The organism is Enterobacter sp. GD03975 (genome assembly GCF_029838645.1).
GTDB lineage: Bacteria > Pseudomonadota > Gammaproteobacteria > Enterobacterales > Enterobacteriaceae > Enterobacter > Enterobacter quasihormaechei.
Window position 1 is genome coordinate 87,060 of the sequence record NZ_JAOBZC010000009.1, and the last position, 20,741, is coordinate 107,800.

At 59.2% G+C, this 20,741-nt stretch carries 17 protein-coding genes; 5 read left to right on the forward strand and 12 right to left on the reverse strand.

What is annotated here, in order from left to right; translation table 11 throughout:
* The first annotated feature begins 3 nt into the window (after positions 1-3).
* Positions 4-1,275: a DUF445 domain-containing protein gene (locus N5C09_RS15235; RefSeq protein WP_107534626.1), complete on the forward strand. Its 1,272-nt coding sequence runs from the start codon at positions 4-6 to the stop codon at positions 1,273-1,275.
* On the opposite strand, the gene N5C09_RS15240 is transcribed toward N5C09_RS15235, so the two are convergent.
* The 4 genes from N5C09_RS15240 to N5C09_RS15255 all read right to left on the reverse strand — a co-directional run bounded on the left by N5C09_RS15240 (position 1,272) and on the right by N5C09_RS15255 (position 4,567).
* On the reverse strand, positions 1,272-2,348 hold the full coding sequence (locus N5C09_RS15240) for a DUF2955 domain-containing protein (RefSeq protein ID WP_279749339.1): 1,077 nt from the start codon (positions 2,346-2,348) through the stop codon (positions 1,272-1,274). The genes N5C09_RS15235 and N5C09_RS15240 overlap by 4 nt on opposite strands.
* A complete protein-coding gene (locus N5C09_RS15245) occupies positions 2,338-3,405 on the reverse strand; it encodes an HlyD family secretion protein (protein WP_107534625.1) in 1,068 nt (355 codons plus the stop codon). The genes N5C09_RS15240 and N5C09_RS15245 overlap by 11 nt, the downstream gene beginning before the upstream one ends.
* Positions 3,402-3,872: a MarR family transcriptional regulator gene (locus N5C09_RS15250; protein WP_193033981.1), complete on the reverse strand. Its 471-nt coding sequence runs from the start codon at positions 3,870-3,872 to the stop codon at positions 3,402-3,404. The genes N5C09_RS15245 and N5C09_RS15250 overlap by 4 nt, the downstream gene beginning before the upstream one ends.
* Positions 3,873-4,087: 215 nt before the next feature.
* On the reverse strand, positions 4,088-4,567 hold the full coding sequence (locus N5C09_RS15255; RefSeq protein ID WP_279749340.1) for a carboxymuconolactone decarboxylase family protein: 480 nt from the start codon (positions 4,565-4,567) through the stop codon (positions 4,088-4,090).
* Positions 4,568-4,668: 101 nt separating this feature from the next.
* Between N5C09_RS15255 and N5C09_RS15260 the strand changes: the two genes are divergently transcribed.
* Positions 4,669-6,057, forward strand: a complete 1,389-nt coding sequence (locus tag N5C09_RS15260) for a PLP-dependent aminotransferase family protein (protein WP_279749341.1) — start codon at positions 4,669-4,671, stop codon at positions 6,055-6,057.
* A gap of 45 nt (positions 6,058-6,102) precedes the next feature.
* Here the strand turns inward: N5C09_RS15260 and N5C09_RS15265 are convergent, their stop codons facing one another.
* Complete coding sequence (locus N5C09_RS15265; protein WP_107534623.1) at positions 6,103-6,264, reverse strand: DUF1127 domain-containing protein; 162 nt, start codon at positions 6,262-6,264, stop codon at positions 6,103-6,105.
* Positions 6,265-6,440: 176 nt separating this feature from the next.
* Here N5C09_RS15265 and N5C09_RS15270 point away from each other — a divergent pair, with 176 nt between their 5' ends.
* Positions 6,441-7,856 (forward strand): PLP-dependent aminotransferase family protein, encoded by a 1,416-nt coding sequence (locus N5C09_RS15270; protein WP_193033976.1) that lies wholly within the window; start codon positions 6,441-6,443, stop codon positions 7,854-7,856.
* 79 nt (positions 7,857-7,935) lie between these two features.
* On the opposite strand, the gene foxA is transcribed toward N5C09_RS15270, so the two are convergent.
* The 3 genes from foxA to N5C09_RS15285 form a co-directional block, all read right to left on the reverse strand.
* Positions 7,936-10,044 carry a ferrioxamine B receptor FoxA gene (gene foxA / locus N5C09_RS15275; protein ID WP_112792168.1) on the reverse strand — a complete coding sequence of 703 codons (2,109 nt, stop codon included), beginning with the start codon at positions 10,042-10,044 and terminating at the stop codon, positions 7,936-7,938.
* A 121-nt stretch (positions 10,045-10,165) separates the two neighbouring features.
* Positions 10,166-11,119: an AraC family transcriptional regulator gene (locus tag N5C09_RS15280; RefSeq protein WP_279749342.1), complete on the reverse strand. Its 954-nt coding sequence runs from the start codon at positions 11,117-11,119 to the stop codon at positions 10,166-10,168.
* Positions 11,120-11,258: 139 nt separating this feature from the next.
* The gene (locus tag N5C09_RS15285) at positions 11,259-11,492 is read right to left on the reverse strand and encodes a DUF2171 domain-containing protein (protein ID WP_003863067.1); all 234 of its coding nucleotides are present in this window, start codon (positions 11,490-11,492) and stop codon (positions 11,259-11,261) included.
* Between the two features lie 219 nt (positions 11,493-11,711).
* Here N5C09_RS15285 and N5C09_RS15290 point away from each other — a divergent pair, with 219 nt between their 5' ends.
* The gene (locus N5C09_RS15290) at positions 11,712-11,900 is read left to right on the forward strand and encodes a hypothetical protein (protein ID WP_047363975.1); all 189 of its coding nucleotides are present in this window, start codon (positions 11,712-11,714) and stop codon (positions 11,898-11,900) included.
* Between the two features lie 38 nt (positions 11,901-11,938).
* Here N5C09_RS15290 and N5C09_RS15295 read toward each other — a convergent pair whose 3' ends face one another.
* Positions 11,939-13,060, reverse strand: coding sequence for a cupin domain-containing protein (locus tag N5C09_RS15295; RefSeq protein ID WP_107534619.1), 1,122 nt, complete (start codon positions 13,058-13,060; stop codon positions 11,939-11,941).
* Between the two features lie 134 nt (positions 13,061-13,194).
* On the reverse strand, positions 13,195-13,800 hold the full coding sequence (locus N5C09_RS15300; protein WP_063450782.1) for an ATP-dependent Clp protease proteolytic subunit: 606 nt from the start codon (positions 13,798-13,800) through the stop codon (positions 13,195-13,197).
* Between the two features lie 322 nt (positions 13,801-14,122).
* Between N5C09_RS15300 and N5C09_RS15305 the strand changes: the two genes are divergently transcribed.
* Complete coding sequence (locus N5C09_RS15305) at positions 14,123-14,740, forward strand: response regulator (RefSeq protein WP_204642600.1); 618 nt, start codon at positions 14,123-14,125, stop codon at positions 14,738-14,740.
* A 3-nt stretch (positions 14,741-14,743) separates the two neighbouring features.
* Here the strand turns inward: N5C09_RS15305 and N5C09_RS15310 are convergent, their stop codons facing one another.
* The gene (locus N5C09_RS15310) at positions 14,744-20,329 is read right to left on the reverse strand and encodes an ATP-binding sensor histidine kinase (RefSeq protein ID WP_279749343.1); all 5,586 of its coding nucleotides are present in this window, start codon (positions 20,327-20,329) and stop codon (positions 14,744-14,746) included.
* A 9-nt stretch (positions 20,330-20,338) separates the two neighbouring features.
* Positions 20,339-20,719, reverse strand: a complete 381-nt coding sequence (locus N5C09_RS15315; protein ID WP_045894247.1) for a response regulator — start codon at positions 20,717-20,719, stop codon at positions 20,339-20,341.
* Positions 20,720-20,741: the final 22 nt, after the last annotated feature.

Below are 20,741 nucleotides of genomic sequence, written 5' to 3' on the forward strand. Positions count from 1 at the left end.
CCCATGGAAAAAATAGCTGAACTCAAACGCGCCAAGCTTCTTGCGCTGTCGCTGCTGCTGATTGCCGCTGCGGCCTTTATCACCACCCTGTTTCTGCCGCAGACCTTCTGGGTACGCGGCGTGAAGGCCATTGCCGAGGCGGCGATGGTCGGCGCGCTGGCGGACTGGTTTGCCGTCGTCGCGCTGTTTCGCAGGGTGCCCATTCCGTTCATTTCACGCCATACGGCAATCATCCCGCGCAATAAGGACCGGATTGGCGACAATCTCGGCCAGTTCGTGCAGGAGAAGTTTCTGGATACCCAGTCGCTGGTCGCGTTAATTCGCCGCTACGAGCCGGCGCAGATGATCGGTGCCTGGTTCAGCAAGCCCGACAACGCCCAGCGCGTCGGGCTGCATCTGATGCAGGTGATGAGCGGTTTTCTTGAGCTGACCGACGACGGGCGCATTCAGCGCCTGCTCAAACGCGCGGTGCATAAGGCTATCGACAAGGTCGATTTCACCGAAACCAGCGCCGTGATGCTGGAAAGCATGACTAAAAACAACCGCCACCAGGTGCTGCTGGACGCCATCATCAACCGCCTGATTACGCTGATTCAGCGGGAAAGCACGCGGGAGTTTATCTCTGACCAGATTGTCCACTGGCTGAAGACCGAGCACCCCCGCAAGGCGATGGTGCTGCCCACCGAGTGGCTGGGCGATCAGAGCGCAGAGATGGTGTCGAACGCGGTGAACACGCTGCTGGACGATATCAGCCACGACCGCACGCACCAGATCCGCCGGGCATTTGATCGCGCCACGCTGAAGCTTATCGACAACCTGAAAAACGACCCGGAGATGGCGGCCAAAGCCGACAACATCAAGCATTATCTGAAGAATGATGAAGCGTTTAACCGTTATCTGGGTGAAATGTGGGCCGACCTTCGCCAGTGGCTAAAGGCGGATATGCAAAGCGAGGACTCGCGCGTGAAGCAGCGCATCGCCAACGCCGGGCTGTGGTTTGGTGAGACGCTATCGAATGATGCCAGCCTGCGCGCGTCGCTGAACGAGCATCTGGAGCAGGCGGCGCACCGCGTCGCGCCGGATTTTGCGGCGTTCCTGACGCGCCATATCAGCGACACGGTGAAAAGCTGGGACGCCAAAGATATGTCACGCCAGATCGAGCTTAACATAGGCAAAGACCTACAGTTTATCCGCGTCAACGGCACATTAGTGGGCGGGACGATTGGCCTGATCCTGTTTTTACTCTCGCAACTGCCAGCCGTGCTGGCGCACTAATCCGCTTTTGGCGGCGCGATAACGTAGCGCGTCGCCTCGAAGCGGTTCAGGATCAGGTGCACCAGAAAGACCATCGTCAGGGTGACCACCAGCGCGAAGGTGACGGAGGTGATGCGGTACAGATCGCTGAACACCAGGTCGCTGTCCGGGTGCATGTTCTGTCCGAACATGATGCCGATGGTGGTAATACTGGCGAAGCCTACCCCGGCGCCAACCTTCTCCATCACGTGCAGACGTGCCCCAAACGCCAGCCCAAGGCCGATTAGCGGCATCATCAGCAGCATATGGCTGCTGTGATCGTACAGAATAAGCTGAACGACAAGGATATAGAGACACCCCAGCACCACGCCGACCACGCGCCAGATAGAGCTGATCACCGAGCCGCGATAGTGCATCGGGAACAGGATCAGAATGCCCGCCATCAGCGCCGACAGGGAATCGCTGAGATCGCTTAGCTGGAAAACCACGAAAATCAGCGTCGCCACGGTGCCGGAGAGCAGCGACTCGTGGCGCACGCGGGCATCGTTTTTCTCGATCAGCGGCGGCGGCTTACGCGGCTCAACGTCCGGCAGCAGGTAATTCATCAGCGCGCTCAGACACACCGCCATCACGCTCGCTTCGATGTTTGAGAACAAAAGCGTGTGCCAGTTAGTGGTGGGGTAGCTCATAAAGTTGAGCATCACGCTCTGGCATACCACGCCCATTGAACCGAACAGGAACAGCGGCCCCTTGCTCATAAAGCGAAAACGCATCACGTACAGGGCGAACACCACCAGCGTCATAATGATCGGCCATTGCGATAAATAGCCGATGATAATCACCATTTCGACGCAGTTCAGCGATGCGCTGAAGATAAACTGCTTCGCCACGTGGCGGTTAAATACCGGCACCAGCGAGAGGAGCATGATCGGGTAGACCACGAAAAACACGCCGTAGCTGGTGTTGTAGAAGCTCGAAATGCTCAGCGCAATCATCCCGGCGAAGACGATGCGCAGGGTCTGGCGAAAGTCGTTTGCCGTGTAGACAATGTTGCCGTGCGGGGTAAAGACCCGCGCCAGGGTGCTAATAGACATAGTGAAGCAGGCTCACCAGATGGATTTGCATCCCGGAGAAGAATCGCGCAAACGGCCCTTCGCTATTATAGAGCTGCACGGTGGCGCGCGCGCCGGTCGGCAGCGGCTTCGGTAAGGCTTCATCCAGCGCCACGTGAATGCGCATACGCTGGGCATCACGCACCCAGCGGTTGGACGTTTCCGGTTCAGAGAGTTGGCCGTTCACCGCCTCCTGGCCTGCAAGGATCCCCGCGTCGCTGCTGGTCACGTGGGCACGGAAGACCTGCCCCGGGAAGGCGTCAAACACCACGGCAGCGTCCGTCCCCTGGTGGGTATGACGCAGGCTCTTCTCGCGGAAATCCGCCACGATATCGGTCTGGGTGTTCACCAGCGCCAGCGCGGCCGAACCGGACGAGGCGTAAAAACCGGGGCTTAATTGCAAATTACTGACCGTACCGTCCGCCTCGGCGTAGACCTTCGTCCAGCCAAGGTTCAGCTCCGCGTCATCCAGCGCGTTACGGTATTTTTGCAGCGTCACGTTACGGTGCTCGTCCCGCTCGCCGCGCTGAATGCGCAGGTTATGAATATTCGCCTGAATCGAGCTGACGGACTGCTCGCTGCTCTGCCAGGTGGTGCGAACTTTATCCAGATCCGCCTGCGACACGTTCTGCAAGGTGCTCAGTTTCTGGTAGCGGTCGAAGGTCACCTTGTCGTTACGCGCCGTCAGCACGGCGGTTTTCAGGCTGGCCTGCGCCGCGGCAATCTGCGCGTCCAGCTGATCGTTAGACAGACGCGCCTGCTCCAGCGCGATTTGCGCCGCTTCGACCTTATTGCGAAACGGCGTGGGGTCGAGCTCAAACAGCAGATCGCCTTTCTTGACCTGACTGTTATTGTGGACATGTACCGCCGCCACATAGCCGGAGACGCGCGCGGACACCGGGGTCACCACGCGCATCACGGTGGAGTCCGGCGTCAGCGGGATCCAGATATCCGCGACGATAAAGTAGACAAACATCAGCAGGAAAGAGGCAATACTCACCCTTACCCAGCGGGCAAACTTTTGTTCAGGAGTCATTATTTTTCGGTCTTATTATCTTCTTCGCGGATTGTCCGCAAATTGCAGGCGATTTGATTGAGCGTGGCGCTGAAAATGTCGATATGTTCCGGCGCGATGTTTTGCGATACGCGCGCCTGAAACGTCTCGATCACCTGAGTGAGCCTCGCAAGGATGGCTTTGCCCTCGGGCGTCAGCGTCAGCAGCCGGATACGCTTGTCGTATGGCGAGACGGTGCGCAGCAGATAACCCTGCTTTTCCAGCTGCGTCAGCGTGCGCATCAGCGGGGGCAGTTCGATACCCTGCACTTCCGCCAGCTCGCTGACCGAGACGTTATCCCCGAGCTGATGAAGCTGCATCATCACCGTCCAGCTCGACTGGGTTAGCCCGGTGTCGAGAATGGCGTCGTCGATGACGGCGCGCCACTGACGCACGATCATCGCCATCCGCATGCCCATCGGCCTGCGGCTAAACAGATCTTCTTCACGCATGGGGAATCCTCTCGTAATACGCCACTACGATAATAGTTATCAGGGTAAGTATCAAGAAACGAGAAGTTAAAGCGCAGGAATTGCGAAAGAGAGTTCGCCCACTCAGTGTGGGCTGAATGATATGCACGGATTAATCCCCTCGCCCCTTTGGGGAGAGGGTTAGGGTGAGGGGAGCAGGCCGCACTGTAGGCCCGGTAAGCGCAACGTTATCGGGATTATTCCAGATTAGCCTTATTCAGCCCATATGCCGCATCCAGCGAGCCCGGCTCCATGCGGGAGGTAATGCCCAGGCGGTTCCAGGCGTTGATCGCGACAATGGCGAAGTTCAGCTCTGAAATCTCCACGTCCGAGAAGTGCTCCGCCACGCTGCGGTACAGCGCGTCGCTCACCCCGTGTACGCCAATCTGGGTCAGCGCTTCGGTGAAGGCCAGCGCGGCTTTCTCGCGGGCGCTGAACAGCGGAGATTCGCGCCACGCCGCCAGATGGTACAGGCGCAGCTCGCGCTCGCCGGCGATTTTGGCCTCTTTAGAGTGCATATCCAGGCAGAAGGTACAGCCGTTCAGCTGCGACACGCGGATGTCGATCAGGTGCTTCAGCGCCGGGTCAATGGAGGTTTTCGCCAGTTCCATGCTCAGGGCGGAAAGCGCGTTGGCGAGTGCAGGTGTGGCTTTATGGTGGTTTACGCGAGTGCTCATTGTCTTTCCTCTTTTTTTGCCGTTTTTGTCATGCGATGAGGCAAATCTACGCCGTTAATGACATAGTAAAAAGACACAAAAAACATGAAATGAGGTAGGACATGAAGCCGGGCTATCACGAGATTTATACCCGCTACCGCGATAATATCACGCGCGGCGTGCTGAAGCCCGGCGACAAGGTGCCTGCCATCCGCGTGCTGGCGGAAGAGCTGAAGGTCGCGCGAAAAACCGTTGAAACGGCCTATGCCATTCTGACGGGGGAAGGGTATCTGGTAAGCCAGGGCGCGCGCGGGACGCGGGTGAACCCGGATCTTCTGCTGCCCGCGCAAAACGCCCCCGCAGAACAAGCGACCGGCACGCTGCCACCGTCGTTGATTAGCCAGCGCGAACGGGCCGGTTTTCTGCGTCCCGGCATTCCCGCGCTCGACAGCTTCCCCTACAAAAAATGGCTGCTGCTGGCGGGCCAGGCGACGCGCGCCATGCGTCAGGATGAAATGCTCAATCCGCCGGTGCTTGGCTGGTATCCGCTGCGCGAGGCGATTGCCCGCTATCTGAATATCTCGCGCGGGTTATCCTGCACTGCGGAACAGGTGCTGATTACCAGCGGCTACAGCGGCAGCCTGCGCCTGATCCTCGACACGCTCGCCAGCCGCAGCGACAAGGTGGTGTTTGAGGATCCGGGCTATTTTATGGGCCAGCAACTGCTCAAGCGGATTGTGCCCCGCCTGCACACCGTGCCGGTCGATCGCGCAGGGATGGATACGGACTACCTGCTGCGCAATCACCCCGATGCCCGCTTCGCCATTGTCACCCCGTCGCACCAGAGCCCGCTGGCGGTAACGCTCTCCCTGCCGCGCAAGCAGCAGCTGCTCGACTGGGCCAGCCAGAACGAGGCGTGGATCGTTGAAGACGATTACGACGGAGAGTTTCACTACACCCGCAAGGTGCTGCCGTCGCTGAAAAGCCTCGACCAGCACGACCGGGTGATCTTTATGGGCACCTTTAGTAAAACCATCATGCCGTCGCTGCGCATGGGCTACGTGGTGATGCCCGCCAGCACTGTCGACGCGTTTACCGACTGCGCGGATATCACCACCAGCGGCCAGCCAATCCTGACGCAAAAAATTCTCACCGCGTTTCTCAACGAGGGGCATTTTTTTCGCCACCTCAAGAAGATGCGCGCCCTCTATCAGACCCGCCGCGACTGGATGATAGCCGCCCTGCGTGAGGTCTATGGTGACCTGTTCTTCACCGAACAAAACGACGGCGGGATGCATATTGTCGCGTTCCTAGCAAAGGGAAGCGCGGACCGGGAGATCGCCCGCTGCTGGCAGGAACACCAGCTCCAGGTAAATGCCCTCTCAGCGTGGTATCGCGGCTCGGGCAAACGCTACGGGCTGGTGATGGGCTATAACAACGTGCGGACGTATCAGGAGGCGGTGGATTTACTGGAAAGGCCGAAACGGCAGACGCTTGAACTGTTGAGCTGAACATCGCCGGGTGGCGGCTGCGCCTTACCCGGCCTACGATCCGCGTTATACATCATGTCGCGATAACCCTACGTCCCTGAGTTGCTCGTCGCTCATCTGGCTCAGGATGCGGCGGGTCCGGTTGATGCGATACCAGTTGCGGATCGTTTTGCCGATCCAGACAAATACGACGAACGGACGTTTTGAACGGTTCTCGTAGAATTCCATGATGCTCTCCTCACTGTGCCAGTGGGGTTATCATCCTGGAAATCGGCCTGCGCAATACAGATGCAAAAACAACTTTTGTTTAACATACAGATCCGCTAAAACGGTATCTGCATGCCGTTTTTTGCGGCAATCTGTACTGGTTTAACAATCTGTATGGTGAAAATAAAGGATACAGCATGACGCGCTATCAACACCTCGCCAACCTTCTGGCAGAACGCATTGAACAAGGGCTGTATCGCAGCGGCGAGCGTCTGCCGTCGGTGCGCGCCCTGAGCCAGGAGCACGGCGTGAGCATCAGCACCATACAGCAGGCCTACCAGATCCTCGAAAACCTTCAGCTGATCACCCCCCAGCCGCGCTCCGGCTATTTTGTCTCGAAACGCAAAGCCCAGCCGCCCGTTCCGGCGATGACGCGCCCGGTGCAGCGCCCGGTGGACGTCACCCAGTGGGATGAGGTGATGATGCTGCTGGACGCCCGCGCCGACAAAGAGATGATTTCGTTTGGCGGCGGCTCGCCGGACATCAACCAGCCAAGCCTGAAGCCCCTGTGGCGCGAGATGAGCCGCCTTGCGCAGCATAACCCGAGCGAGATGCTGAGCTATGACGTGCTCGACGGCCGCCTTGAGCTGCGCGAACAGATCGCCCGCCTGATGCTGGACGGCGGCTCTACCGTCGCAGCAAACGAGATTGTCATCACCAACGGCTGCCACGGCGCGCTGTCGATCGCCCTGCTCTCGGTGTGTAAACCGGGGGACATCGTGGCGGTGGAGTCCCCGTCGTTTCACGGCACCATGCAGATGCTGCGCGGGTTTGACATCAAGGCGATTGAAATCCCTACCGATCCCGAGACCGGGATCAGCATTGAGGCGTTAGAGCTGGCGCTGGAGCAGTGGCCGATAAAAGCGGTGATCCTGGTGCCCAACTGCAACAACCCGCTCGGGTTTATCATGCCGGAAGCGCGCAAGAAGCAGGTGCTGGCGCTCGCCCAGCGGCACGATATCGTGATTGTGGAGGATGATATCTACGGCGAGCTGGCGGCGGAGTACCCGCGCCCGCGCACCATTCACTCGATGGACATTGATGGCCGCGTGATCTTGTGCAGCTCATTTACCAAGACCGTGGCGCCCGGGCTGCGCGTCGGCTGGATTGTCCCGGGGCGCTATTACGACCGGGTGATGCACATGAAGTACGCCGCGGGCGGGTTTAACGTGCCGGGCACGCAGATGGCGGTGGCGGCGTTTATTCGCGACGGGCATTACCATCGCCACGTGCGCCGTATGCGCCAGATTTATCAGCAGAATATGGAAACCTACACCTGCTGGGTGCGGCAGTATTTTCCGGCGGAGATTTGCGTCACCCGCCCGCAGGGAAGCTTCCTGCTGTGGGTCGAGCTGCCGGAGACGGTGGATATGGTGTGTGTGAGCAAGCAGCTGTGTCGGCTGAAGATCCAGGCGGCGGCCGGGTCGCTGTTTTCCGCATCAGGGAAGTACCGCAACTGCCTGCGGATCAACGTGGCGCTGCCGCCGACGGATAAACATCGCGAGGCGTTGAAAAAGATGGGTGAAGCGATTGTGATTGCGATGGAGGAGTAGTTCGTTTTTTAGCGCCGGTGGCGCTACGGAATAGAGTAGGCCGGGTAAGGCGAAGCCGCCACCCGGCAAAATCAACGACTCAGAACTTCCACGAAACGCTGCCCACAATGCTGCGTTCTGCGCCGAAATAGCAGTAAGAGAGCGAGTTACACGCCGCAACGTAGCTTTTGTCCGTCAGGTTATTGACGTTCAGCTGCGCGCTCACGCCCGTGAGCCCCACTTTCGACAGGTCATACCCCACGACCATGTCCACCAGCGTGTACGACGGAAGCGTATGGGTGTTCTGGCGATCGCTGGCGATCCCGTTGACATAGCGCACGCCGGAGCCGACGGTCAGGCCGTCCAGCGGGCCGGTTTTGACGTCGTAGCTCAGCCAGGCGCTGGCCATGTTACGCGGGGCATAGACGGCGCGCTTGCCCTCCTCTTCCGGGCTGCTCTTCTTATAGCGAATATCCGTGTAGGTATACGCCGCCTGCATGCGCAGGCTGTCGGTCAGCTGACCAATCGCCTCCAGCTCAACGCCTTCAGATTCGATTTCACCGATGGAACGGTACGGATCGGTCGGCTCCTCTTTGGTGGCAATGTTCTTCTGGTTAATGCGGAACACCGAGGCGCTGAACTGGCTGTTCATCCCTTCTGGCTCATACTTCACGCCCGCTTCCCACTGCTTGCCCTTCATCGGATCCAGGATATTGCCCTGCTCGTCGGCAAAGCTGGTCGGCGTAAAGGCGGTGGAGTAGCTGACGTACGGGGCAACGCCGTTATCAAACAGATACAGCAGCGCCGCGCGACTGCTGAAGTTGTTTTTATCCAGATCGCTGCGGGTGTGGTTAAAGTTGTCGACGTTCGACACGCTCACCTGGTCGTAACGCCCGCCGAGCGTCAGGCGCCAGCGGTCAACGGACATCTGATCCTGTAGGTAGTAGCCGGTCTGGCGAAGCTTATGCTTTTCCCTGCTGTACTGGGTGATGTAGTCCGGCTTTGCGCCGTAAACCGGGTGGAAGGCGTCAATCGGCGGGAAGCCGCCATAGTAGCCGGTCACGTTGTTGGTGCGGTCCTGGTAGTCCATGCCGATCAGCACGCGGTGGTTTACCGCCCCGGTGTCGAAGCTGCCGTCGACCTGATTATCCAGGGTGATGGCGTTCATCTTCTCGTCGGAGCCGGAATAGCCGCGGTTCAGCTCGGTGTCATTCAACCAGCCTGCGGCATACACCTGGTTCAGCTCCACTTTGGTGTGCAGGTAGCGCAGCTTCTGGCGCACGGACCAGCCGCTGTCAAACAGGTGCTCAAGGTTATAGCCGACCATGTTTTCCCGACGATCGTACTTGTCGTAATCGTCTTCACCTTCAAAGAACGTGTTGGAGATTTTCTTCCCGCTGTGCGGCACAACGGTGCCCTCATACGGCAGGCCGGAGTGGCTGCCGCCTTCCGGATCGCGGTGCAGGTAGGCCATCAGATCCAGACGGGTGTTATCGGTGATACGCCAGGTCAGGCTCGGCATCAGCGCGTAACGCTCTTCCTTCAGCGGATCGAACTGGGAATCGGCATAGCGGGTCATCCCGCTGAGGCGCACCGCCACGCGGTCGTTATCATCAACCGGGCCGGTGACGTCGAACATCGCCCCACGCTGGCTATTGTTCCCGGCGAAGAGCTTGATCTCCCCGCCCGGATCGAACGACGGCTTACGGGAGGTAAGCGCCACAATCCCGCCCGGCGATGAACGGCCATAGAGCACGGAGGCCGGGCCGCGCACGACTTCGATACTGTCCAGGAACCACGGATCAACCACCAGCGAGCTGTGGGAGTTGGTGTCGCCCATCATCTTCAGGCCGTCCAGGTAGACGTTGTCCAGGCTGCCGTCAGAGAAGCCGCGCAGCACCATGTAGTCAAAGCGGTTAGACGCCCCAATCTGGTTGCTGTAGACCCCCGGCGTGTAGCTCACGGCCTGACGCACACTGGTTGCGCCCTGCTCTTCGAACTGCTCGCGCGTGACGATAGAGACCGACTGCGGAGTCTCAATATCCGGCGTTTCAAGCTTGGTGGCCGCAGACTGCATCTGCGAGGTCACCACCACGGTGTCAGTTTTTTGCGCATCCTGCGCCAGTAAAGGAAAAGCGACGCTACCGGTAACCCATCCCACCAGCAGTGCCAGACGCGATTTAGCAAACATAACCCTCTCCAGAGATATTTCTTATTGTTAATAAGAATTATTACCTTTTTGAGAGTGCAAACGGCTATGCGCGCCGCCAGGTTACGTATGCGCGATGCTAAACCGCACGGGATGCGTTCGCGCGATGGGCGAAATTACGTTAGCGGAGTTTGCGCACGTCGCCCGGAGAAATCCCGTAATGACGACGAAACGCGGTGGCGAAGTTGGTGGCATGCTGATACCCGCACATCCAGGCCGCCTGCTGCACGCTGTGGCCTTCCAGCAGATAACGGCGCGCCAGCGCAAGGCGACAGTCGCGGAGATAATCGAAAAGCGTGCAGCCGTAGCGCTGACGGAACTTGCTGCGCAGGCTGCTTGGGCTCATTGCAGCCAGGGCCGCCAGCTGCGCGAGAGTATGATCCCGTTCAGGAGACTGTTCCAGCATGCTCCGCACGCGTTCCAGACGCGCATGCTCAGGGCGACTCGGGCAGGGCTGCTGGCGCTGATTCAGGCCGTAGCCGAGCAGCTGGTACATCAGCCCCTCCAGCAATAGCTTACGCGCGAGCACGCTTCCCCTCTGCTGCTGCGCATGCTGAATGCCTGACATAACAAACTCGGGAACGTGCCAGACAAACGTGGGTGTATTCAGGTTTTGCCATTCCAGCAGCAGCGACTCAAGCAGAGCTTCACGCCCGGCTTCATGCGGGTACACGCCAAACGAGAGCGTTTTCAGCGAGCTGTCGGCGTCGTGACGCGCGCTCATCACCTGTTCCTCACTCAGACGGGCGCTGAACGCCATGCCGGGACGCACGTGATAGTCGATACCATTGAGCGCGATCGTAACGCACCCTTCCAGGACGACCAGCATATAGAGCGGGCTGCTGTGGCGGGATGTGGTTTCGTAGGGTTGTAATACATGCACGTCGGAGTGGGTCAGCGAAATGCCGGACGAGAGCGTCATCTCTTCCACATTCCCCTGCAACACCGGGCTGCCGCTGACCTGCTCCCCTTGTAACAGCGGGAAACGGTAGTCGATGCCGTAGCGCTCGCCGAATATCTGAAAATCTTCAACAAAAAATAGGCGTTTCGCTGATCTATTTTCACTCTGGAGCATAATTCGGGGCCTGCATCGGGGAAAGGTCAGGCAAAACAGTACCATCCCTTTGCCATATCAGCAATCACCGGGCGCAGACACTATTACGCTCCGGACAAAGCCGGAGCGAAGGCGTATATTTCTTAACGAGAAATATATTTTATGCTTCCTGCCACTCAGCAAAAACCTCTTTATGGTTTTTGGTCAGGACAACTTTATTATCTTCGACCTTATCGACCCAGCCGAGAGGAATAAAGTGGTGCTTGCCGCCCGATTCCGGGTCGCTCTTCGCAAGCTTGATACGCTCGCCGTCTAAATGGTCCACAACCCCGACGTGCGTTCCGCAGCTGGCGACAACCTGAGTGTGATCCTTAATTGCGCTTTTATCTACCATAATCATTCTCCTGTTTCGGTTATTTGCCTGTTGCACGAAATTAACTGTAGCGCATAAATTCAGGCTTAAAAGGCTTATTAGCATTTTGAAACATCATTGACAGAATGGAATATTATGTCTATTTAACGCCGAATTGAAAAAATAAGAATGAGATGAATTATTACCGAGTGATTATTTCCCGTTCATAATTAAATTATCGCAACCAACGAGGAGGTATTTATGACGATTCGCAACAATAATCGGGCAGAAATTTCGCTGGCTCTTGGTGAAGCGGTCTTAGACATCGTGCAAAAAGGCCATGAGGTATCGCGAGAGAATCTGGCCCAGGCGATGAAAATCAAAGCGGAGAAAGAGCGGGACGACGAGCGGCTTTTGAACTACTGGAAGGCGTGTAACATGCTGGTTTGAACGTAGCGGCGTTTAGGCTGACTAAACGCCGCCTGCTGTTACTCGTCGAAGAACCAGTAGCCCTGGTTAATCAATCCGGTCAGCTCGTCCACAAACGCCGGATTATTCAGCGCGTCGCCCAGCTCGGCCTGGCCGAGCTCGGTGTAGCGGCACAGCGCGTCTGCCCCGTTCATATCCGCCGTTTCCAGCTGTTCACTGTTGATAAACACGCTACCGTTGACGTTCAGCACGCGCAGCCCGCTCAGGCGGGAGAGCGTTTCGCCCCCTTGCAGCGCGTCGAGCACCTCTTCCGCTGAATACGGCGGCTCGGCGGCGGCAATATCCAGCTCGTGACGCGGCGTGGAGACGAAGCTGCCAAACCATTTCGTGAAATCGTCCGGCTTGCTAATCATGTCGATCATCATCTGGCGGATACGATCGAGTTCATACTGCTCGACGCGGCCCGGGTGTTCGCGGCAGGTCAGATCCGGATCGCTGTAGTGCTCGCCGCCCAGATCGTTTTCCAGCGCGTAATCAGCAAAGCTGCTGATCAGATCGCGGCCGTTCGGCCCGCGGAAGCCGACGGAGTAGTTGAGCGCGGTTTCATGGGTGAAGCCGTCATGCGGGAATCCAGGCGGAATATAGAGGATATCGCCCGGCTCAAGATCTTCGTCGATGATCGGCTCAAACGGATCGACATGCAGCAGCGCCGGATGCGGGCAGAACTGACGCATCGGCAGCTTGTCACCCACGCGCCAGCGACGGCTGCCCATCCCCTGGATGATAAACACATCGTACTGATCAATATGCGGCCCCACGCCGCCCCCCGGAACGGAGAAGGAGATCATCAGGTCATCAAGACGCCAGTCCGGCAGCACGCGGAACGGACGCACCAGTTCGGCGGCGGGCATATGCCAGTGGTTCACCGCCTGCGCCAGCAGGGACCAGCCGGTTTCACCGAGGTTATCGAAATGCTCAAACGGACCATTGCTCGCCTGCCACTTGCCGTTGGCATGGCTTACCAGGCGGCTATCGACTTCCGGCTCCATCGCCAGACCCGCCAGCTCGTCCGGCGTAATCGGATCGACAAAATTCGGGAAGGCATTTTTCAGCACAACGGGTTGTTTTTGCCAGTATTTTTCAAGAAATTCCGGCCAGTTCAGGTTCAGTTGATACGCCATGGTTAGCACCAGTGAGAGGGTAAACAGGCGCGATTATAGGGGAGACGGCTGGGGGGGAACTTGTCATGGGTCAAACGAGCGCGCGTAGGTCGGGTATGGCGAAGCCGTCACCCGACGCACGCGCGGGCTAAAACTTAATCCAGGTTCAGCTCGTCATAATGGGTAATCAGCTTGCCCACAATCCCGTAGTCCAGCGCTTCCGCCGGCGACATCCAGAAGTTGCGGTCAGTGTCTTTCTTCACTTTCTCCAGCGGCTGGCCGGTGGCGTCAGCAATCAGCTTGTTCACGCGTTCCAGCATGCGGATGATCTCGCGCGCTTCGATCTCGATATCCGTCGCCTGACCTCGCACGCCGCCCAGCGGCTGGTGGATCATAAAGCGAGTATTCGGCAGCGAGTAGCGGTGCTCTTTTTTCGCTGCCAGGAAGATGGTGATCCCGGCGCTCGCCACCCAGCCGGTGCCGATCACGTGCACTTCCGGACGGATGAACTTGATGAAGTCGTGGATGGTGTCGCCCGCTTCCACGTGGCCGCCCTGACTGTTGATGTACAGCTTGATCGGATCGTTACTGACGCTTTGCAGCAGGATCAGCTGGGTGATGACCTTCTGGGCCAGCTCCTGGTTAATCTCGCCGGAGATGACAATCGAACGGGATTCCAGCAGTTTTTGCTGTAGAGCGCCCGCGCCGGTCGTTCCTTCCGCTTTTTCTTTATCGTCACTGCTTTTCAGTGTGTAGTGCATTGTTATGTCCTCAGCTTGTCGCGCTCAAAACCAGAGTGTAGCCTGTTTTACCCGTCTCCGTCCTCACTCAAAAACATCGCGGGTTAAGATGCATATCGCCTTGCGGGCGTTCGGGTTCCGCAACCGGAAAGTCTCTAAAAACAGCGTTTCGATACTAACTAAATCGCCACATTTTTATTACACTTTCATATCATCTTCATATTGATAAATGATAATGATAATTAATGTGTTAGTATGAATGAGCATAGCAAACAGTCCCTTACGTTCATTTCGGGGCCGTTTTTATTCTCAATGATTTACTGAGCGCACACCGGGGCGGTGAATGGAACACATAGTTTATGTGGTTGATGACGATGATGCAGTCAGGCAGTCCGTTATCAGGCTGCTGGAATCCGCGGATTTACACGCCCTTGGCTTTTCCTCGGCAGAAGCCTTTCTTCAGCACCCCTTTGACGATTTGCCCTCCTGCGTGATCCTCGACATGCAAATGCCCGCCATCTCGGGTTTTGAGGTGGCGGACGCGCTCAAAGACAGCGGACGCGAGATCCCGATTATCTTTCTCACCGGGCACGGCACTATTCCCATGTCGGTGCGCGCCATTAAAGGCGGGGCTTATGAATTTCTCACCAAGCCCGTCGAATCCAGCGCGCTGCTCGACGCTATTGAATCCGCCCTTCAGCTGGCGGAAAACAACGCCGAGCGCAACAAAGAGCACTACGCCCTGAAGCAGCGCCATATGTCCCTCACCCCGCGCGAGCGTGAGGTGCTTGAGCTTGCCATCATCGGCAAGCTCAACAAGCAGATCGCCGCCGAGCTGGGCGTCAGCGAGATCACGGTGAAAGTGCACCGCCGCCGGGTGATGGAGAAAATGCAGGTTCGTTCCGTGGCCGAGCTGGTCAGGGCCGTCGAGCGCCTGACCCAAAGCCAAACCGTGGAATAACCCTTACGCCTCCGGGCCGGCAAGCGGCAGCGCAAAGGCAAACACCGTGCCGTGCGGCTCCCTGCGGCGCGCGCTCAGTTTTCCCCGGTGCCGCTCAATGATGCTGGCGCTGATGGTCAGCCCCATCCCCATTCCCTGCGCCTTGGTGGAGTAGAACGAGTCGAAGATCCGCTCGGTAAGCTCCGGTTCAATGCCGCTGCCGGTATCGGCAATCTCGAAGATCACCTTTCCTTCAATGCAGTTCGCGGTGGAGATCGTGATGCTGCACGGGCGATCTTTTATCTCCGCCATCGCTTCCACCGCGTTCATCACGAGGTTAAGCAGCACCTGCTGGATCTGTACGCTGTCGCCAATAATAAAACTGTCGTGAGCGTTTAAAAGGTAATCAACGCTAATGTGTCGCAGCTCAAGCTCGCTGCGGGAAAGCATAATAATGTGGTGGATCAGGAAGTGCAGATCGATGCGCGTAAGCGTGGGATCCTGCTTGCGGGTCAGGGACTGAATGCTGCGGATGATCTCCCCCGCCCGCTCGCCCTCGGCGGCGATCTCCTCCAGCCCCTCGCGCACCTTGTCGAGCCGTGCCGGATCGCGGCCAAGCCAGCGCAGGCTCGCCCCGGCGTTCGAGACAATCGACATCAGCGGCTGGTTGATCTCGTGGGCGATCGAGGAGGTCAGCTGCCCGACGGTGGTGGCCCGGGACACCCGCGCCAGATCCGCCTGCGCCACCCGCATCGCATCCTCCGCCGCCCGCTGGCTGGTGATGTCGGTGATGATGCCGTAATACTCGTTCACCTCGCTGCCCACGCCCACCGGATCGCCAATCCCCAGAATGTAGCGCACGGAGCCGTCGGTGCGGATAATGCGAAACTCCGCGCGCATGGACAGCCCGTCGCGCACGCTCTGGTTAACGAGGGCGCCAATCCGGCCATAGTCGTCCTCATGGACGTAGGTCAAAAACTCCGCCATTGACAGCATTTTTTGCTGTTCCGGCAGGCCGAGAATGCGGGCGTACTCTTCGGAGATAAACATCAGATCCTGCACCAGCTCCCAGCGCCAGCTGCCGGTGTGGCTGATCTGCTCGCCCAGCATGAGGGACGTCTGGCTGGCACGCAGCTCTTTCTCCACGCGCCGACGGTGGATGTTTTCCGCCAGCAGCTCGGCGTAAAGCCGCGCCGTCTCCAGCGAAACCGCCGCCTGCGCGCCCAGCAGGCTGACCACGCGCGAGTGCTCGGCGGTAAACACCTCCGGCATCAGGCGGTTTTCCAGATACAGCACGCCCACCAGCCGCGCCTGCTTAAACATCGGCACGCACATCACGGCAGCGCCGGACGTCACCAGGTACGGATCCTGACTGAACGGGTGGAACGCCTCCGGCTTGCCGGTGCGGATCTCCTGCCCGGTGCGGATCACCGCGGCCAGCACCGACAGCGGCATGTCCGTCGCCATCGGTGACTCTTTCACGATGCGTACCCGCACGCCGTCGGTGCTGGTCCAGGCGCTGGCTTCAATTTCCGGTATATGATTATCGCTGACGCGCAGCAGCAGACCGCGCTGCGCCCCGGCCCGTTCGAGCAGCAGCGTCATCAGGTTTTCGATTAAGCGTTCGAGGTTAATCTCTTCGGACAGGGCGCGCGAGGCTTTGATGACGCTCTGTAAATCGCGGATCACCTCGTCCTGGGCGAACGCCACCGACTCATACGCCCGGCTTTGTCCGGAGGCCAGCAGGTGCGGGAAATCCTGCTCCAGCTGGCGCACCTTGGCCTGCGCCCCGGCGCGGCCCCAGGCGGCAATCGACCCGCGGAAATGGGCGTCGGAGGCGGTCGGGTAGCCGCAGGCCAGCGAGAAACGCCCCGCCAGCTCGTGCGCCAGGGCATTGACCGGGTTAAACCCGCCCTCCCGCGAGAGGCGCACCGCCTTTTCATACTGCTCCAGCGCGATGCTGTTCATGCCGTCCAGACGGACGATTTCGGCGTAAATCAGCGCCTCTTTATCGGCAAACGTGCCCGGATTGATCCGCGCCCAGAGGGCAATTTTGTCGTAGTGGTGATGAATGCTGCGGCGATAATCCGCCGAAAAGGTCTCCGGCGTGAGCTGGCGCGAGAGGGCCAGCGCGCTGTAAAGATGGTAATCCAGCAGATGGATATGGCCCGGCGCGGACCACGCATACCAGCCCGCCATCTCTAAATCCGCCTGCGCGTCGGCATATTCGCCGCAGGTAAAGTGCGCCATCCCGCGATAGAGCCAGTACCAGAACAGCATGGTCGACGTCTGCTCGGGCGCCTGCTCCGGCGGTGCGGGCAGCAGATCGTCAGGCAGCGCCTGGGCGGCGCTCCAGGTGCCCGTCACCGGCGTGCGTAAAAACTCCACGTAGCGGCGCTGAATGTGCAGAACGGTTTCAATGTCCTGGAAATCCGTTTTACGCACGAAGGCCAGACCGCGATCGATGCTGGTCAACACGCCGTCCAGATGATCGCCCCGGGAGAGGAAGTTAATGATTTGATGACAGGCTGCGAAGCAGGCCATCGTCGTGTCGCCGTGCGTCACCGCTGAGGTAAAACAGGCTTTCGCGCACTCGATAGTGTACGACAGCGGCTGGGTCCAGACGCTGAGCTGGTCGAGCGGCAGCAGGGTTTTGGCTTCATAGGCATCATAACCGTGGCGGTTTACCAGCTCGCGAGCCAGCGTGCCGTACTCAAACCCGAGACGGTATTCGGCGTAGCGGTGGCCAATCAGCACGCCAAACCAGGCCATCGCCGTGGTGGATGCCCCGGTAATGCCGTGGTCGAGCGTGAGGTGCATCATCCGGCACAGGAGTAAAAAGTGCAGCCGAGGGCAGGTAAAGCTGGCGAACATACTGGCACTGTAAAGCAGGTTCATTACCGCTTCAGTCTCTGCATTCTTCATCAGCGTCAGCTGAGAAAACGGGTTCTGCGGCGCGTCGGCGATGCGTTCGCAGAACTGCTGCCAGGCCTCGTCACAATCGGCATTTTCCGGGTAGCGGCTGACCTGGATCCCGAACACGCCCAGCCAGCACAACGAGGCCTCCAGCGCCAGGCGGATCTCCGACTGGCGCATATAGACTTCCGCCAGCAGGTTGGCCGCCAGCGCTTTCTCCGTCAGCCCGCCCGGTGAGCCGAGGATCGTATCGCACAGCGCGCGCGTACGCTCCAGGTGCCCGAGCGCAAACTCGCAGCCCGCCTCTTCGATATCCAGCATAAAGTCCGAGACCGGACCCGCATTCCCGAGCGCTCTGGCAGTCTGGATATAGCTCAGGGCAGAGAGGTAATCCCCGGTACGCTTCGCACGCCGCGCGGCCTGGAGGCTCAGCTCACGGAATCTCTGGCGCTGCGGCGCAGGCTGGATGCAGTCCAGCGCGGCGCTGACGTGGTGAACCGCGCGGAACAGCAGCTCATTGCCTGCCGCCTGGCGCGCGGCGTCCGCCAGCAGGCTGGCGGTGGTCAGGTGCAGATGGCTTTTCTCGCCCTCATCCAGCAGGGCAAAGGCGGCTTCCTGCACCCGATCGTGGGTAAAGGCGTACTCTTTTTCCGTCAGCACAATCAGCTGAGCGGTCACCGCCGGGTGAAGCGCGTAGCGGATTTCCGCCGCCGACAGTCCCACCACGCGGCACAGCATCTCCAGCTCGCCCGTGCAGCCGAGGCAGGCGATGCTGCCCAGCAGACGGCGCGTTTCGTCAGGCATCTCCTTGAGCTGTTCCAGCACCAGCGTTACCACGTTTTCGGTGTAGTGCCGGGCGCGGATCGCCTGAAGATCGTAATGCCATTTACCCTGATATTTGTTGTGCACTACCAGCCCGTCATCGACGATGCGGCGGAAAAATTCCTGCACGAACAGCGGGTTGCCGCCGGTTTTTTCATGGATCAGCGTGGCAAGATCGGTGGTGCCGGCGCTGCGGGCATGAAAAATCCCTCCGAGCCAGCGCGCCACGGCCTTCACCGACAGCGGCTGCGGAACGATCGTCGTGGCGTGCTGCGCCGCTTCCGGCAGGCTCGCCAGCGCGGTCTGCAAGCTGGGGTCAGAAAGCGAACTGAGATCGCGGTGCGCCACCACCACCAGCAGCGGAATGGCGCCGCAGGTACGCAGCAGGTGATCGAGCGTTTGCAGGCTGGCGACGTCGATCCACTGCACATCATCCAGCAGCAGCACCAGCGGCGTGCCCTGGGTGGTGAAGGTTTTCACCAGCGCCAGCACCATATGGCTGAAGCGCGCCCGCGCGTCGATGGAAAACGTATCCGCTGAGAAACGCGGTTTGTTCTCCAGGAGTAAATTCAGCTCCGGCACCAGGCTGACGGCCAGCTCCTCGTAGCCTTCCAGCGCGCGCGTCAGGCGGATCTTCCACGTCGCCACCTCCCCGGCTGGCAGCCCGAGCAGGTGCAGCGTGAGCGTCCGAAACGCCGAACTCAGCACGCCGTAGGGCAGCGTGGGGGAATATTGATCGACCTTGCCCACCGCCAGCAGCACCTTGCGCTGTTGCAGCGATTTCAGCGTGGTGGCGATCACGGAAGATTTGCCGATCCCCGACGGTCCGCCAATCGTAACCAGTTCCGGCGCACCGCTCTGGCTCACCCGCTCAAACGCGGCGATGACGTCGCTGGCCTGCGGATGAGCGGAAAAAAGCGAATCGGCCAGATGGATCGCCGGAGAGCGATCCTGCTGGCCGGGAATAAAGTCGACAATTTCGCCTTCAACCGTCAGCGTCGCCTGGCAGCGCCTGAGGTCGGCAATCAGCCCGTCGACGGTCTGATAGCGGTTCTCCGGATTCTTCTCCAGCAGCTTAAGGATGATGGTCGACAGCATGCCGGGGACGTCCGGGCGCACCCGGCCCGGCGCAAGCGGCTCAGAGGCAATGTGGTAATGCGCCCAGCTGGTCTGGTCATCCGCGCTCAGTTCAAACGGTAATCGCCCGGTCAGAAGTTCATACAGCACGATACCCAGGCTGTAGAGATCGCTCCGGCTGTCGACGGCGCGCCGGGTACGGGTGGTGTGTTCCGGTGACATGTAGGCGGGCGTGCCGCCAGACGCGGCAAGCCGGGTCTGGGAGAACGCGTCGGAGGTGCCGCAGGCAAGGCCAAAGCTGCACAGACGGCAGGTGGCGTCATGGTGAACGAAGATCGACCCGGGTTTGATATCGCCGTGGATCAGGTTGTGCAGATGCATCTGACGCAGGGGACCGCAGATGCGGATTGCCATCTCAATAAAGCGGGCGATCCCGGAAATCGCCTTGCCTGCCCGGCACGCCAGCAGTTCAAAGCAGAACGGCGCGTAGACCAGCGCAAAACGTCCGCGGTACTGGGTAGAGGCGACGGGCCGGATGGCCCAGCCGTCATGAAGCCGATCGCGCAGGGCAAACTCGTTCTTCAGCAGGCGGGTTGCCCGCTCCTCTTCTTCATCGCTGACCGCGGTGGCAATAATAAACGAACCGCCGGACTGGGGATGCCGCGCGTTCATCCAGGAGATGCCGCCCTCCTGCGCCAGCACGGTAAAAATAACATCCTCTTTCAGAACAAAAGCCCGCCCTTCATGGAGACTTCCCCGGGCGGGCCAAAATGCAGGCGACGTATGTTCGTTCATCCGCGATCCTTATTGTCGGCGGGTCAGCTCCCGCTGAATATGATCCAGCAGAATATCGATGTTAATCGGCTTACGCAAAAATGCAGCGGCGCCCAGACTGAGTGCATACCGCTGCATATTTTCATCAGCATGGCCGGAGATAAACAGTATTGGCGGCGGCGGCGCGGCCAGCAACCGCAGCTTCTCAAACAACTCGATGCCGTTCATGCCGCGCAGCTTGATGTCGGCGATCACCAGCGACGCGCCGGACAGGGCGAGAGGGTGGCTTAAAAACACCTCTGCCGAATCGAAGGTATCGGTAGCATACCCTTCCGATTGCAGCAGATTACTGAGCCCGCTGCGAACAGAGCGTTCGTCATCGATGATGGCAATGCGCCACGGCAGCGTCATGCTGTCTTTCCTCAAACAAATC

Coding starts and splice junctions, on each gene's coding strand:
- N5C09_RS15235 (WP_107534626.1), top strand. CDS start 4: ATGGAAAAAATAGCTGAACTCAAACGCGCCAAGCTTCTTGCGCTGTCG.
- N5C09_RS15240 (WP_279749339.1), bottom strand. CDS start 2,348: ATGTCTATTAGCACCCTGGCGCGGGTCTTTACCCCGCACGGCAACATT.
- N5C09_RS15250 (WP_193033981.1), bottom strand. CDS start 3,872: ATGCGTGAAGAAGATCTGTTTAGCCGCAGGCCGATGGGCATGCGGATG.
- N5C09_RS15255 (WP_279749340.1), bottom strand. CDS start 4,567: ATGAGCACTCGCGTAAACCACCATAAAGCCACACCTGCACTCGCCAAC.
- N5C09_RS15260 (WP_279749341.1), top strand. CDS start 4,669: ATGAAGCCGGGCTATCACGAGATTTATACCCGCTACCGCGATAATATC.
- N5C09_RS15265 (WP_107534623.1), bottom strand. CDS start 6,264: ATGGAATTCTACGAGAACCGTTCAAAACGTCCGTTCGTCGTATTTGTC.
- N5C09_RS15270 (WP_193033976.1), top strand. CDS start 6,441: ATGACGCGCTATCAACACCTCGCCAACCTTCTGGCAGAACGCATTGAA.
- N5C09_RS15280 (WP_279749342.1), bottom strand. CDS start 11,119: ATGCTCCAGAGTGAAAATAGATCAGCGAAACGCCTATTTTTTGTTGAA.
- N5C09_RS15285 (WP_003863067.1), bottom strand. CDS start 11,492: ATGGTAGATAAAAGCGCAATTAAGGATCACACTCAGGTTGTCGCCAGC.
- N5C09_RS15290 (WP_047363975.1), top strand. CDS start 11,712: ATGACGATTCGCAACAATAATCGGGCAGAAATTTCGCTGGCTCTTGGT.
- N5C09_RS15295 (WP_107534619.1), bottom strand. CDS start 13,060: ATGGCGTATCAACTGAACCTGAACTGGCCGGAATTTCTTGAAAAATAC.
- N5C09_RS15300 (WP_063450782.1), bottom strand. CDS start 13,800: ATGCACTACACACTGAAAAGCAGTGACGATAAAGAAAAAGCGGAAGGA.
- N5C09_RS15305 (WP_204642600.1), top strand. CDS start 14,123: ATGGAACACATAGTTTATGTGGTTGATGACGATGATGCAGTCAGGCAG.
- N5C09_RS15310 (WP_279749343.1), bottom strand. CDS start 20,329: ATGAACGAACATACGTCGCCTGCATTTTGGCCCGCCCGGGGAAGTCTC.
- N5C09_RS15315 (WP_045894247.1), bottom strand. CDS start 20,719: ATGACGCTGCCGTGGCGCATTGCCATCATCGATGACGAACGCTCTGTT.